Raw genomic sequence first — 14152 nt, forward strand, 5'->3', positions numbered from 1 at the left:
TCGTCGGGTTACGCCCTGCGGGCTAACCCGACCTACGCGTTCATTATTTCTGTCCGTGCTTTCCGTGTTTTCCGTGGCCATCATCTCGTATCGCCTCAAATCGCTCAGGCGAGCTTCGGTTTGGACGTACGCCCGGCATCGGCGCGCTCGCCAACGACCCGGTTCAACGCATCCGCGTAGCGGTCCAGGTCCTGCCCGGTCTTGGTCTCGGTGGCGCAGACCAGCAGGCAGTCCTCCAGTTCGGGGTAGTCCTGCGCCAGGGCGTAGCCGGCGATCAGGTTATCCTCGGCCAGCCCGGGTAGGATGCTGTCCAGCGGCGCTCCCACCTTGAGCACGCACTCGTGGAAATAGGGCCGGTTGAACACCGGTCCGACATGAGCGTTGTCGCGGAACCGCTGCACCAGCGCACGGGTGTTGGCATGGCTGGCCGCGGCAATGCGCTGCAGCCCGGCGCCGCCGACGATGGCCATGAAGATGGTCGAGGCGGTCACCAGCAGGCCCTGATTGGTGCAGATGTTGGAGGTCGCCTTGGAGCGGCGGATATGCTGCTCGCGTGCCTGCAGGGTCAGGGTGTAGCCGGTGCGGCCGTCGCGGTCGACGGTGCGGCCGACGATGCGCCCGGGCATCTGGCGCACGTGTTCCTTGCGGCAGCACATGTAACCGTAGTAGGGCCCGCCGGAGGACAGCGGCACGCCCAGCGGCTGGCCCTCGCCGCAGGCGATGTCGGCACCCTTCTCGCCCCAGCGCCCCGGCGGGGTGAGCAGGGCCGCGGCCATGGGATTGGCCACGGCGATGACCAGTGCGCCGTTGGCGTGGGCCCAGTCGGTCAGGTCGTCCACGTCCTCGAGGATGCCGAAGAAGTTGGGCTGGGCGATCACCAGGGCGGTGATGTCCTCGCCCTCGTACTGCTTCAGTGCCTCGACCGGGGTATGGCCGCCGGCCGGATCGTAGGGGACCTCGACCAGATCGATGTCCTGATTGTCGACAATAGTGCGGGTGGTGGCGCGATAGGTCGGATGCACGGCCACCGGCATCAGTACCTTGCGCGACTTCGACTTGCGATTGGCCCGCACCGCCATCAGCACCGCCTCGGCCAGCGCCGAGGCGCCGTCGTAGAGCGAGGCGTTGGAGGCGTCCATGGCCATCAGCCGCGTCATCATGGTCTGGTATTCGTAGATCACCTGCAGCGTGCCCTGGCTGGCCTCGGCCTGGTAGGGCGTATAGGCGCTGTAGAACTCGCCACGGGTGGTGATCTCCCACACCGCCGCCGGGATGTGGTGCTCGTAGGCGCCGGCGCCGATGAAGTTCAGCGGCCGGCCGTCCTGTTCGGCGCGCTCCAGCATCAGCCGGGCCAGTTCGGGCTCGCCCAGGGTCTCGGGCACTCCGTCCAGGTGCTTGATGCGCAGATCCTGCGGGATCTCGTCGAACAGGGCCTCAATGCTCTCGGCCCCGATGGCCTCGAGCATGGCGCGGATGTCATCTTCTGTGTGCGGAATAAAAGGCATATTCAATCAGCTGCAGATTCTCAAATGTAGGATGGGTGAAGGCGCGCAGCGCCGTAACCCATCGCGGCCAGGCAATGATGGGTTGCGCTTCGCTCCACCCATCCTACTCTGGGCATGAATCAGTGCTCCTCGGACTCGAGGAAGGCCTGATAGGCTTCGGCATCCATCAGTCCGTCCAGTTCGCTGCTGTCGCCCGGGTTGAGCTTCATCAGCCAGCCGTCCCCGAAGGGATCCTGGTTGACCAGTTCCGGGCTGTCGGCCAGGGCATCGTTGCCCTCGGTGACCTCGCCGGCAATGGGCGCGTAGACGTCGGAAGCGGCCTTCACGGACTCCACCACGGCGCAGGCATCGCCCGCGGCGAAACTGGTTCCCGCCTCGGGCACCTCGATATAGACCATGTCACCGAGCTGGTCCTGGGCGTGATCGGTGATGCCGACCACGACGCTGCCGTCGGCCTCGATGCGCACCCATTCATGGCTTTTGGTGTATTTGAGTTCGCCGGGTACTTCGCTCATCTATCTGTCCTCTTCGTTGTGAGGTGTAATTTAAAGAGCGCCACGTAGATCAAGAGCGCCACGGAATACACGGAAAACACTGAATGTTTTTTTGTCATCGCCGGGCGCGTAGCGCCGAGGCGATGATACTAACGGTGTTACATTCATATTTTCCGTGCTTTCCGTGTATTCCGTGGCGCTCCTGATCTTCAGTCAGACCCTGACTTCGCCGTGGCGGACAAAGGGCGGTTTGACTACGCGGGCCGGGATGCGCTTGCCGCGGATCTCGATCTCGACCTTGTCACCGGCCGCGGCCGGGATGCGTGCCAGCGCAATCGAGCCGCCGATCGTGGGCGAGAAGCTGCCGCTGGTCACCTCGCCCTCGCCGGCCTCGGTGATCACCTTCTGGTGATTGCGGATCACGCCCTTGCCCTCGAGCACCAGGCCGACCAGCTTGCTTGCCACCCCGGCCTCGCGTTGGGCCTCGAGCGCCGCGCGGCCGATGAAGTCACGCTCGGCGGGCTCCCAGGCCAGGGTCCAACTCAGGCCGGACTCCAGCGGCGTGGTCTCCTCGGTCATGTCGGAACCGTAGAGATTCATGCCCGCTTCCAGGCGCAGGGTGTCGCGCGCGCCCAGGCCGATGGGACTGACGCCATTGTCGAACAGGGCCTGCCACAGGCGCGGGGCATCGGCTTCGGGCAGGACGATCTCGAAGCCGTCCTCGCCGGTGTAGCCGGTGCGGGCCACGAACCAGCCGGATTCCTGCATGCCGTTCAACGCGGCGAAGAAGGGCTTGAGTTCCGCCGCGCCGTCACGCAGGGTGGCCGGCAACAGGTTCAGCACGTGTTCCCGTGCGTTCGGCCCCTGGACGGCGATCATGGCCAGGTCGTCGCGTTCCTGCACCTCGACGCCGAAGGGCTCGGCCTGGCGGCGGATCCAGTCCAGATCCTTGTCCCGCGTGGCGGCGTTGACCACCATGCGGAAACAGTCCTCACGGACATAATAGGTGATGAGGTCGTCGATGACGCCGCCCTGCTCGTTGAGCATGCAGCTGTACAGCGCCTTGCCGGGCGCCTGGAGACGATCGATATTGTTGGCGAGCAGCTTGCGCAGGAAGGCGCGGGTATTGTCGCCGTGCAGGTCCACCACCGTCATGTGCGAGACGTCGAACATGCCGACGTCCCTGCGGACCTGGTGGTGTTCATCGACCTGGGAGCCGTAGTTGATCGGCATGTCCCAGCCGGCGAAATCGACCAGCTTGCCGCCCTGGCGGACGTGCAGGTCGTACAACGGGGTATGTCTGCCCATGGTGTTGACTCTCGACTGCTTGGCCGCGGCGATAATGCAGGCGCGACGGGTTAATGGAAACCGTCGCCCCTCTGTCCACGGAAAGCCGGGCTTTCCAACCTGAGAGTGTAGGCGCCTGCCGGACGCCCCGCCCCTTCGGTGGGCCTGCCAGTCCGATAGTCGGGGCAGACCGCTCTCCAGAGTCAACGTACCGCGACGGTCCTTCTGCCTGAGCGTTTCCGGGCGAGTTGCGCCTTCGGCGGCCCCGTGGTGGATCAGGTGGGGCTCTCTCCCGCAGCGGTAATCAGTTGATGGATTGACTATACCCGGCTGCCTGCGAGAATCCAAGTCCGCCCCCTTAAAACCTCAATCAGTCAGGGTATTTCCCCAGCGATAGGCCCAGGTACGGCGTCCCGAGCGCCGGTCGCTGCGCCACAGATAGACCCCGCTGACCGGATCGAAGGCCAGGGCGTAGTCGCTCACCGTGCCCACAGGGACCCCTGAATCCGTTTCTATTTCAGCAACATGCCACTCGCCGCGGCGTGGATCGAAGGCAAAGAAATGCCCCTGCCGCACCCCGCCGCCGATCAGTTCATGCACCGGATCGTAGGCCCAGGCGTGAGCAGTCTCGCCGGGGGATTCGAGCGCCAGCCGGCGTATCCGGCTTTCCGACCAGTCGGTACGATTCAGAGTGATCTCGTAGACGCCCTCGAGCACCTGCCTGCCCTTCGCGCGCCCGCCCTGAACCATATAGTAGAAGCGATCCAGCGGCGGGAAATAGACCAGACTGCGGGCCCAGTGCATGTCGGGATGGCTGAATTCCAGGTGCGTGGTCATGCGGCCGCTGGCCGGGTCGAAGCTGCGCAGGCTGCGCCGGTCCACCAACAGCACCCGGCCGCTGACCGGGTCGGCCTCGGCGGCGAAGGGATAGCCCAGGGACGGGACCTGGGTATAGCGCCAGCGGCGGCGGTCCGGGTCGTAGGCCGCCACCCGACCCTCGGCGATGACGTAGGGCTGCCCCTCCGGGAGCCGGTGGCAGCCGCGCCCCCGCCCCTGGACCTTGGCGAACAGGAACAGTTCGGCCGCCTCGCCGGCGATGGCCAGCAGGTCGTAACTGTGGCGGGCGATGGGGTGGTTGCTGCTGATCCAGCGCCCGGCCTCGACATCCACATTGTCCAGCCGGCGCTCCTCGCAGGGGGTCGGCGCATAGGCCGAGCGCCATTCCAGGCTGGCCAGATCGAGGACCTCGACGTCGTCGCGGTAGGTGGCGGCATGGCCGCCGCCGAACAGCAGCAGCTGATGTCGGGCCGGGTGATAGACCAGGCCGCTGTAGTCGGTAATGGTGGCGCAGTTGCTGGTGTCGCGATCCTCGCCGTTGGGGCATTCATAGCGGCCCAGGTCCAGCGCCTGGTTCGGGCCCAGCTGCTGCAGGCGGGGGTGCGGGCGCGGCTCGGCGCCGACCGATGTCGCCATCAGGACAGTCAACAGCAGGGACCAGAGCAATCGCATGCGGCAAGTGTAGACGATGCGCACACGATCACCGGTCACACATCATGTGTAGGATGGGTGGAGCAAAGCGCAACCCATCGCAACCGGGATGATGGGTTGCGCTGCGCTTCACCCATCCTACGATCAGCTGTCCGGCCGCACCAGCCGCGGCAGATCGCCGGCTCGACCCATGGCATGCCGGGCCAGCAGGGACTTGACCGGGGTCAGGCGATCCACCGTGCCCAGGCCCAGGTTGCGCAGCAGGCGCACCGGGGTGAGCGGGCTGGCGAACAGCCACTTGAAGCCGTCCATGGCCGACTGCATCAGGGCATTCTCGCCGCGGCGCCAGCGCTCGTAGCGGCGCAGGTTGGCATGGGCACCGATATCGCGGCCGGCCGCTGCAGTGTCCGCCACCACCTCGGCCAGCGCGGCCACATCCAGCAGTCCCAGGTTCACGCCCTGCCCGGCCAGCGGATGAATGACATGGGCGGCATCGCCGACCAGGGCCAGACGCTGCTGCACATAATCCACGGCATGCAGACGGCGCAGCGGGAAGCCGCCCCGTGCGTTCACGCGCGTGATCGCGCCCAGTTCGTAGTCAAAGGCCTGCCCCAACTCGATGCAGAATTCATCCTCCGGCAGGGCGAGCAGACGCTCGGCCTCTTCCGGCGTGGTGGACCAGACGATGGAGCAGCGCCCGTCGCGCAACGGCAGGAAGGCCAGCGGCCCGGTCGGCAGGAAGCGCTGCCAGGCGGTCCCGGCATGCGGGCGATCGGTGGCCACCACCGCGACCACGGCGGTCTGCTCATAATCATGCGTCTCGATCCCGATACCGGCCAACTCCCGCACCCGGGAACCGGCGCCGTCGGCACCGACCAGCAGGGCGGCGGTGAGTTCGCGGCCATCTTCCAGCCGCACCGACACCCCGGCAGGGTCAAGCTGGAAATCGGCCAGCACGCCCGGGCAGATACGTTCCAACCCCGGCCGCGCCCGCTGGCCGTCAAGCAGGGCGGCCTGGATGACACGCTGCTCGACAATATGGCCCAGCCAGGGCTCACCCAGTTCCGCAGCGTCGAAGTGGATGCGACCGGGGCCGGCGGCATCCCAGACCTCCATTGCCTGATAGGGGCTCACGCCGCGCTGACGAATGCCCTCCCACACCCCCAGCCGTTCGAACAGGGTCTGGGAGGCGCAGGTGACGGCATAGACCCGCTGGTCGATGCTGTCGGCCGGCCAGTCGGTCACCGGCTCGCGGGTATCGATCAATGCAATCCGCAGCCCGGCGTCGGCCAGGGTGCAGGCCAGGCTGGCGCCGACCACGCCGCCGCCCGATATGATCACGTCATGAGTATTTACGGAACCGGGCATGATTTATCCGCCAACCTGATGGGTTTCGGCGCATAGCGCCTTCACCCATCCTGCAAGGTCTGTGTGGGATGGGTGAAGCGCAGCGCAGCCCATCACCCGGCTCACAGTTGCACCCCCCGCGCCAGCCGCGGCAGCCGGCCGCTGCGGCCCATGGTCAGGCGACCGAACAGCCGCTTGGCCGGCGGACACAGATCCATGGCCAGCATGCCGGCATCGCGCAGCAGCGCCACCGGCGCCAGTGGCTGGGTGAACAGCCGGGTCAGACCGTCGGTGAAGGCGATCACCCGGCGGTGATCGGCCCGGCGCCAGTCGGCGTAGCGTTGCAGCACTGCCGCCGCGCCGATGTCCCGTCCCGCCCGGCGGGCATCACAGATCACCTCGGCCAGCGCGGCCACATCGCGCAGACCCAGATTGAAACCCTGGCCGGCGATGGGATGCAGGGTGTGGGCGGCATTGCCGATCAGCGCCAGGCGCGGGCGAATCGATTCCTGCGCCCGCACCAGACGCAGCGGATAGGCGTCGCGCCGGCCGACCCGCTCGAAGTGCCCCACCCGATAGCCGAAACGCGCCTGCAGCCGGGCCAGGAAGCCGGCATCGTCGAGCGCCATGATCTCATCGACCTGCGCCGACGGCAGGGTCCAGACCACCGAGCAGCGCCCCTCCGACATGGGCAGCAGCGCAATCGGGCCCTGGTCGGTGAAGCGCTCGTAGGCCACCTGCTGATGGGGCCGGGCGGTACGGATATTGGTAATGACCGCGGTCTGGCGGTAATCCCATTCGGTGGCGGCGATACCCAGCGACTCCCGCACCCGCGAGCGGGCACCATCGGCGGCCACCACCAGGTCGGCCGTGACCTCGGCCGCGGCATCCTCATGACGCAGGCGTACGCGCACCATTGTGCCCGCATTGTCGATGGCACTGACTTCGGCCGGCGTGATCAGTTCAAGCGAGTCGAACTGCTGCACGCGCGCAGCCAGCACCTGCCCCAGTTCACGACTGAGGGCCACATAGCCCAGCGCCGGGACGCCCTCTTCACGCCGATCCAGACGGGTGAAGCCGAAACGGCCGCGGTCGGAGACATGAATACGCTCGATGGGCGTGGCGGCCGGGGCGATGTCGGCCCACAATCCCATGCCTTCGAAGATCCGACGCGAGCCGGCGGCCAGGGCGATGGCGCGGTCATCGAAACTGGCCTGACTGCGGCTGCCGAAAGGGGCGGCCTCAATCATCCCGATGCGCAGCGGCGGCTGCAGTCCGGCACCCGCCAGAGCGCAGGCCAGGCTGGCCCCGACCAGTCCGCCGCCGACGATCAGGATGTCGTAATGCTCAGTCACTGCCGACAATGGCCTCGATCTCGTCCACCGCCTTGGGGGCGCCGGTGCTGAGGATTTCGTAGCCGTCCTTCGTGACCGCCACGTCGTCCTCGATGCGGATGCCGATGTCCCACCACTTCTTCGCCACGCCCTTCATGCCGGCGGGAATGTACAGCCCAGGCTCCACGGTCATCACCATGCCCTTCTCCAGCACCCGCCATTCGCCGCCGACCTTGTAGTCGCCGACATCGTGCACATCCATGCCCAGCCAGTGACCGGTGCGGTGCATGTAGAAGCGCTTGTAGGCCTCGTCCTTCACCAGCTTGCGTACATTGCCCTTGAGCAGGCCGAGCTGCACCAGCCCTTTCGTCAGCACCTTCACCGCCGCGTCGTGGGGATCGTTCCAGTGGTTGCCGGGCCGCACCTCCTCGATGGCCGCATACTGGGCGTCCAGCACCAGTTCGTAGAGCGCGCGCTGGGGCTTGCTGAAACGGCCGCCCACCGGGAAGGTGCGGGTGATGTCGGAGGCGTAGTAATCATGCTCGGCACCGGCGTCGATCAGCAGCAGTTCACCCTCGTTGAGCCGGGCATTGTTCTCGGTGTAGTGCAGGATGCAGCCGTTGGCGCCGCCGCCGACGATGGGCGAATAGGCGTGCTCGCAGCCCTCGCGGCGAAAGGCGTGGGCGAACTCGGCCTCGACGGCGTATTCCATCAGCCCGGGGCGGGTGGCCTGCATGGCACGCACATGGGCGGCGGCCGCGATCCTGGCCGCTTTGCGCATGGCGCGCAACTCGGAGGCACTCTTGTACAGGCGCATGTCATGCACCAGGTGCTCCAGGGCGATGAGCTCGTCCGGGGTGCGCTCACCGCCGCGGCTGGCGGCGCGGATGCGGTTGAGCCAGCCCAGCATGCGCTGATCGAAATCAGCACGCAGCCCCATGGTGTAGAACACCCGCTCGCGGCCCTCCATCAGGCCGGGCAGGATGTCATCGATGTCGCCGATGGGGAAGGCATCGTCGGCGCCGTAATCGTTGCAGGCGCCCTCGGGGCCGGCGCGGCGTCCGGTCCAGGTCTCCCTGACCGGATCGCGCTCGCGACAGAACAGGATGAATTCGCCATGATCGCGCCCCGGCGCCAGCACCATGACCGCTTCGGGTTCGTGAAACCCGGTGAGGTAATAGAAGTCGCTGTCGGGCCGGAACGGAAACTCCACGTCCCGGTTGCGGATGCATTCGGGCGCGGTGGGCAGTATGGCCACCGAGTCCGGCCCCATCATGCGCATCAGCTGGCGGCGGCGGCGGGCGAATTCCTTCGGGGTCATGGCGTGTTCCCTGGCAGGTTGCGCGCAACTTTCCCGTCATGGACGAATGTCCGGAAGGGCATAAACGCAGCGCGGCAATCCCATAATGAAGAATGAATCAGCTGGAGATTGCCACGTCGCTGTGCTCCTCGCAATGACGGGCCCTACTGCAGCCGCGGCGGCGCCTGGAGGGGCTGCAGCATCTCGGCGATGTAGAGCACCCCGACCCGCAGGTACTCCACGATCTCGGTCAGCGCGGCCTCGTCCTCCTCGCTGCCCTCTTCCCCGTCCAGGTTCAGGCGGGCGATCTCACCCATGTCCTGCAACAGCTCACGCACCTCGGGCGAACGGATCTCATCCTGGCGGACGCCGCCCAGTCCCAGGCCGAACAGGAAACCGTGGCACCAGCTGCCCAGCGCCTCGGTACGGTCGCCCAGCGGGGCCTCGTCATCCGGCAGCATCAGTTCCAGTTCCATGTCGCCCGAGTACAGCGCCGTACTCAGAGACTCCGCCAGGCTGTTGAGCTCCTTGCGGCAGGCCTCGACCGCGGCGCTGTCGGTATCGACGCCCTCCTCGAAGATCTCGCTCAGCCATTGTGTTTCATTGACCCGTCCGGACGCGCACAGCAGGCCGCAGAACAGGCCCTGGGCCTCGGCGGCGTCAAGCTCGGAGCGGGCCCGGGCCAGGCTGGCTTCCAGGCGTTGATAGCTGTCGGTCGTCGTCGTCATGGCGGGAATCAAGATTCGGCAGAATTCGCCGCCATTATGACATATCTGCGGCCCCAATCCTGAGCAACGCCATGCAGGCCGCTGACACACGGACAATTGACCCTGTCAAGCCACCGATCTATAGTGAACGCCATGGAAAAGGACAGCGTACAACAAATGGCGGAACAGGAACTTAAGCGCCTGGAATTCCGCATTGACGAACTGATCCGCACGGTCGAGCGGCTCAAGGAGGAGAACCGTTCCCTGCGCGCCCAGCAGCACAGCCTGACCTCGGAACGGTCCCAGCTGGTCGAGCGCAACGAAATGGCCCGCAGCCGGGTCGAGGCCATGATCAGCCGCCTCAAGGCCATGGAGCAGAGCACGTGAGCCAGGGGACGGATGCCAAGCCGATCACCGTCAAGATCCTGGACAAGGACTACCGCATTTCCTGCCCCGAGGAGGAACGCGACGGTCTCATCGCCTCGGCTGAATACCTCAGCGCCAGGATGCGCGAGATCCGCGACAACAGCAAGATCATCGGCACCGACCGCATCGCCGTCATGGCCGCGCTGAACCTGGCACATGAACTGCTCGAGAAGCAGAACCGCAAGCAGGACTACTATCAGAACATCAGCACCCGCATCCGCAGCCTGCAGGAAAAGATCGAGCTGGCCCTGAACAAGGGCAATCAGCTGGAATTGTGATTTTTCCGAAATAATAGAAAGCGCCACGGAATACACGGAAAAACACGGACAAAAACCAAAGCGAAAACATTTCATTCTTTGCCGGGCGCATAGCGACCCGGCAATGAAACACAGAAATTTCCGTGCCTTCCGTGTATTCCGTGGCGCTCTTGATCACCCCTTGAGAGCCCCGCCCCCGGATGCGTTATACTGTCCCCACGGCACCCCCTGCGCTACAGGTCAGCGGTCAGGTAATTCTTGAGCCGACAATCTTTGACCTCGGGAACAGGCTTCAGCGGCCGGTGCGCACGACCGCCATGCGCGGTAAGCCTGAAGGTACGCTGCGAAGTTCCCAACTTGAACTTACGGTTCAAGGTCAACGGCCGCAACGGTACGGGCGGAGGGTGCCGCCTTTATTTATAGCCACGGAAAACACGGACGTGAACAATGTATTCGTAGGTCGGGTTAGCCCGCAGGGCGTAACCCGACACTTTCCGCGGCACATGTCGGATTACGCTTTGCTAACCCGACCTACCATAGATCTTTCACGTCCGTGCTTTCCGTGTTTTCCATGGCGCTCTTGATCTTTGACATAAAAACATGACCGACCGCAGATCGCTGCGCCGCCGCATGCGCCAGGCCCGACGCGCCCTCAGCCCCCGCCAGCGGCAGCAACTCGCCGAGGCCGTGGACCGCCGCCTGCACCGGCACAAGCTGTTCTATGCCAGCCGCCACATTGCCGCCTATCTGGCGGTGGACGGCGAAGTCGACGCCACCCCGTTGATGCAGCGCGCCTGGACCATGGGCAAGATCCTCTACCTGCCGGTACTGCTGCCCTGCGGCGAGAACCGGCTCTGGTTCGCGCCCTACAGGCCCGAGGACAAACTGGTCCCCAACCGCTTCGGTATCCTGGAGCCGGCGCGCGCGGCCCACACCCGCGTCTCGCCCCATCGGCTCGATCTGGTGCTGGCCCCGCTGGTCGCCTTCGACAACCAGGGCAACCGCCTGGGCATGGGCGGCGGCTTCTACGACCGCAGCTTCGCCTACCTCGCCCGCCACCGCAGTTACCGCCGGCCCAGATTGCTGGGGCTGGCCTACGAGTTCCAGCGCCAGCCGCAACTCGACCACCAGCCCTGGGACGTGCCGCTGGCCGGGGTGGTAACGGAGGCCAGGATATCCCTGTTCGATTTTAATACTACTTCCAAACGCGGGCGGGAATAACGCAGAGTACGCAGAGACGCGGAGGCGCAGAGTAATCGAATAATAAATATCTTTGCGTCTCTGCGCCTTTGCGGCCTCTGCGTTAAAGCCGCCGGGAGCAAATACAGGCCTCAGCCCAAACAGGAGATAAAGATGAACTACTGGCTGATGAAATCGGAACCCGACGTCTTCGGCATCGACCACCTGAAACAGGCGCCGAAGAAGACCGAGCACTGGGACGGCGTGCGCAACTATCAGGCGCGCAACATGATGCGGGACGAAATGAAAAAGGGCGATCAGGTCTTTTTCTATCACTCCAACTGTGACGAGCCCGGCATCGTCGGCATCATGAAGGTCGTGAAAGAGGGCTATCCCGACCACACCGCCTTCGATCCCGAGGCCAAATACCACGACCCCAAGAGCGATCCGGACAATCCCCGCTGGTTCATGGTGGACGTGCAGTACGTGCGCAAGCTCAAGCGCAACATACCGCTGTCGGAACTGAAGCAATACAAGGAACTGGAGGACATGCCCCTGGTGCGTAAGGGCAACCGGTTGTCCATCATGCCGGTGACGAAGCGGCAGTGGGATTTCATCCTCGGGCTGGAATAAAAAGCAAAAGCGCCACGGACTGCACGGAAAGCACGGACAAAAACCATATGATCGCTGGCGAGACCATCGCTTGACCCGCTCCACGGCCTCTACTATAGGAAGGTAAAGGCATCCCGGTCGATGCCGGCGATCGCGCCTTGAAGGCGCAGGAGGCCGTTATGATGCATACCATCTATATCCATATCGATGAGGAACTGACTCCGGAACAGCTGCAGGAACTGCATGAGACGATCGGCGGCCTGTCCTTCGTCACCGACGTCGAGGTCAACAGCCGGCTGCCGCATGACCTGCTGGTGGAATACGAACCGCAGCGCGGTATGCCGATGCCCATCATCAACCAGCTCAACCGGATGGGCCTGCATGCGGATGTGACGTCCTGCTGATCCGTCAGAGCGAATACGCCACGAAATCCACCAAATCCACGAAATATCTTATTTATGCATCGCCAGGCGCGTAGCGCCATGGCGATGCGATATTACATTTTTAGTGGATTTCGTGGGTTTCGTGGCTATACGGTATTTGTGTCCGTGCTTTCCGTGTATTCCGTGGCGCTCTTTGCTCTTGAATTTCACCCCAGGAACAACTCATAGGCCGGGTTGCCGTCCTCCTCCCAGTAGGGATAGCCGACCTTGTCCAGGTACTCGCGGAAGCGCTTGCGGTCCTTCACCGGCACCTGGATGCCGGCCAGCACCCGGCCGTAGGCCGCGCCGTGGTTGCGGTAGTGAAACAGACTGATATTCCAGTGCTGACCGATGGCGGTGAGGAATTTCAGCAGGGCGCCGGGGCGCTCGGGGAACTCGAAGCGGTACAGGATCTCGTCCTCCAGCCCGCCGGCATGACCGCCGACCAGGTGACGGATGTGCAGCTTGGCCATCTCGTTGTCGGTCATGTCCAGCACCGGATAGCCCTCGGCCTGCAGCCGTTCGACCAACTCCCGGCGCTCCTCCTCCCCGCCGGTCATCTCCACCCCGGCGAACACGTGCGCTTCAGCGGCATCCGAATAACGATAGTTGAACTCGGTGATACTGCGCTGGCCGATGGCCTTGCAGAAGGCGCGGAAGCTGCCCGGGCGTTCGGGGATGGTCACGGCCAGCAGCGCCTCGCGACGCTCGCCCAGTTCGGCCCGCTCGGCCACGTGGCGCAGGCGGTCGAAATTGATGTTGGCCCCGCTGCTGATGGTGACCAGGTCCTGATCTGTGGTGCCATGGGTCTCCACATAACGCTTCATCCCCGCCACCGACAGGGCCCCGGCGGGCTCGACAATGGAGCGGGTGTCGTCATAGATGTCCTTGATGGCCGCGCAGATCTCGTCGGTGCTGACCAGGATGACCTCGTCGACCAGCTTGCGGGCGATGCGGAAGGGCTCCTTGCCGACAGTACGCACAGCCGCGCCGTCAGCGAAAATGCCGACCTGCTTGAGCGTGACCCGGCGCTGGCGCTGCATGGCCGTGTACAGGCTGGGGGCATCTTCCGGTTCCACCCCGACGATGCGGATGTGCGGACGCAGGGTCTTGATGTAGGCGGCAATGCCGGCAATGAGCCCGCCGCCGCCCACCGGAACGAACACCGCGTCCGGATCGCCCGAGAACTGGCGCAGAATCTCCATGCCCACCGTACCCTGGCCGGCGATGACCAGCGGATCATCGAAGGGGTGAACGAAGGTCAGTCCCTGCTTCTCCACCAGTTCCATGGCGTGGGCGTAGGCCTCGTCATAGCTGTCGCCGTGCAGCACGATCCTCGCGCCGAAGCTGCGCACCGCATCCACCTTGATCTGGGGCGTGGTGCGCGGCATTACGATCAGGGCCTTGATGCCGCGGTACTGCGCCCCCAGCGCCACGCCCTGGGCATGGTTGCCGGCCGAGGCCGCGATCACGCCCTTGGCGCAGGCGTCATCGTCGAGATGGGCAATGCGGTTGTAGGCCCCGCGCAGCTTGAAGGAAAACACCGGCTGCAGGTCTTCGCGTTTCATCCAGACCCGGTTGCCCAGCCGCCGGGACAGCCGCGGCGCCGGGTCGAGCGGCGTCTCGCGCGCCACGTCGTAGACGCGGGCGTTGAGAATGAGCTTGAGGGTGCGTTCCGGCATGGCGCTACGATAGCAGATCAGGCGACAAGTGCGCCACGGGAGTGGATAAAAGACAGGGATAGCCACGGAAGACACGGAAAGCACGGACGCGAAGAAATCTGGCAGACCGGGT

14 protein-coding genes, 1 other RNA gene and 1 riboswitch are annotated in these 14152 nt (G+C 64.9%); of the genes, 6 read left to right on the forward strand and 9 right to left on the reverse strand.

Annotated elements, in window-relative coordinates; all coding sequences use genetic code 11:
• Window positions 1-104 precede the first annotated feature (104 nt).
• The 8 genes from gcvPA to CFK21_RS14230 all read right to left on the reverse strand — a co-directional run bounded on the left by gcvPA (window position 105) and on the right by CFK21_RS14230 (window position 9483).
• On the reverse strand, window positions 105-1505 hold the full coding sequence (gcvPA, locus tag CFK21_RS14195) for an aminomethyl-transferring glycine dehydrogenase subunit GcvPA (protein WP_096367266.1): 1401 nt from the start codon (window positions 1503-1505) through the stop codon (window positions 105-107).
• Between the two features lie 119 nt (window positions 1506-1624).
• The gene (gcvH, locus tag CFK21_RS14200) at window positions 1625-2020 is read right to left on the reverse strand and encodes a glycine cleavage system protein GcvH (RefSeq protein WP_096367267.1); all 396 of its coding nucleotides are present in this window, start codon (window positions 2018-2020) and stop codon (window positions 1625-1627) included.
• 192 nt (window positions 2021-2212) lie between these two features.
• Window positions 2213-3307, reverse strand: coding sequence for a glycine cleavage system aminomethyltransferase GcvT (gene gcvT / locus CFK21_RS14205; RefSeq protein ID WP_096367268.1), 1095 nt, complete (start codon window positions 3305-3307; stop codon window positions 2213-2215).
• A gap of 186 nt (window positions 3308-3493) precedes the next feature.
• Window positions 3494-3591, reverse strand: a riboswitch (glycine riboswitch).
• 61 nt (window positions 3592-3652) lie between these two features.
• Window positions 3653-4759, reverse strand: a complete 1107-nt coding sequence (locus CFK21_RS14210; RefSeq protein ID WP_096367269.1) for a hypothetical protein — start codon at window positions 4757-4759, stop codon at window positions 3653-3655.
• Between the two features lie 159 nt (window positions 4760-4918).
• Window positions 4919-6142, reverse strand: a complete 1224-nt coding sequence (locus tag CFK21_RS14215) for a UbiH/UbiF/VisC/COQ6 family ubiquinone biosynthesis hydroxylase (RefSeq protein ID WP_096367270.1) — start codon at window positions 6140-6142, stop codon at window positions 4919-4921.
• 101 nt (window positions 6143-6243) lie between these two features.
• On the reverse strand, window positions 6244-7476 hold the full coding sequence (ubiH, locus tag CFK21_RS14220) for a 2-octaprenyl-6-methoxyphenyl hydroxylase (protein ID WP_096367271.1): 1233 nt from the start codon (window positions 7474-7476) through the stop codon (window positions 6244-6246).
• Window positions 7469-8776 carry a Xaa-Pro aminopeptidase gene (pepP, locus tag CFK21_RS14225; protein ID WP_096367272.1) on the reverse strand — a complete coding sequence of 436 codons (1308 nt, stop codon included), beginning with the start codon at window positions 8774-8776 and terminating at the stop codon, window positions 7469-7471. The genes ubiH and pepP overlap by 8 nt, the downstream gene beginning before the upstream one ends.
• A gap of 143 nt (window positions 8777-8919) precedes the next feature.
• Window positions 8920-9483, reverse strand: coding sequence for a UPF0149 family protein (locus CFK21_RS14230; RefSeq protein ID WP_096367273.1), 564 nt, complete (start codon window positions 9481-9483; stop codon window positions 8920-8922).
• Between the two features lie 156 nt (window positions 9484-9639).
• Here CFK21_RS14230 and CFK21_RS14235 point away from each other — a divergent pair, with 156 nt between their 5' ends.
• From CFK21_RS14235 to CFK21_RS14260, 6 genes are all read left to right on the forward strand, one after another.
• A complete protein-coding gene (locus tag CFK21_RS14235; RefSeq protein ID WP_096367274.1) occupies window positions 9640-9849 on the forward strand; it encodes a TIGR02449 family protein in 210 nt (69 codons plus the stop codon).
• Window positions 9846-10166, forward strand: coding sequence for a cell division protein ZapA (locus tag CFK21_RS14240; protein ID WP_096367275.1), 321 nt, complete (start codon window positions 9846-9848; stop codon window positions 10164-10166). Before CFK21_RS14235 ends, CFK21_RS14240 begins: the two co-directional genes overlap by 4 nt.
• Window positions 10167-10367: 201 nt before the next feature.
• Window positions 10368-10553, forward strand: a non-coding RNA gene (gene ssrS / locus CFK21_RS14245) — 6S RNA.
• 192 nt (window positions 10554-10745) lie between these two features.
• Window positions 10746-11366 (forward strand): 5-formyltetrahydrofolate cyclo-ligase, encoded by a 621-nt coding sequence (locus CFK21_RS14250; RefSeq protein WP_096367276.1) that lies wholly within the window; start codon window positions 10746-10748, stop codon window positions 11364-11366.
• A gap of 132 nt (window positions 11367-11498) precedes the next feature.
• Complete coding sequence (locus tag CFK21_RS14255; RefSeq protein ID WP_096367277.1) at window positions 11499-11957, forward strand: EVE domain-containing protein; 459 nt, start codon at window positions 11499-11501, stop codon at window positions 11955-11957.
• Between the two features lie 158 nt (window positions 11958-12115).
• Window positions 12116-12340, forward strand: a complete 225-nt coding sequence (locus tag CFK21_RS14260; RefSeq protein ID WP_096367278.1) for a hypothetical protein — start codon at window positions 12116-12118, stop codon at window positions 12338-12340.
• A 185-nt stretch (window positions 12341-12525) separates the two neighbouring features.
• Here CFK21_RS14260 and ilvA read toward each other — a convergent pair whose 3' ends face one another.
• Window positions 12526-14040, reverse strand: coding sequence for a threonine ammonia-lyase, biosynthetic (ilvA, locus tag CFK21_RS14265; RefSeq protein ID WP_096367279.1), 1515 nt, complete (start codon window positions 14038-14040; stop codon window positions 12526-12528).
• Between the last annotated feature and the right edge of the window lie 112 nt (window positions 14041-14152).

Origin of the sequence: Thiohalobacter thiocyanaticus, from assembly GCF_002356355.1 — a bacterium.
GTDB classification, from domain to species: Bacteria; Pseudomonadota; Gammaproteobacteria; order Thiohalobacterales; family Thiohalobacteraceae; genus Thiohalobacter; species Thiohalobacter thiocyanaticus_A.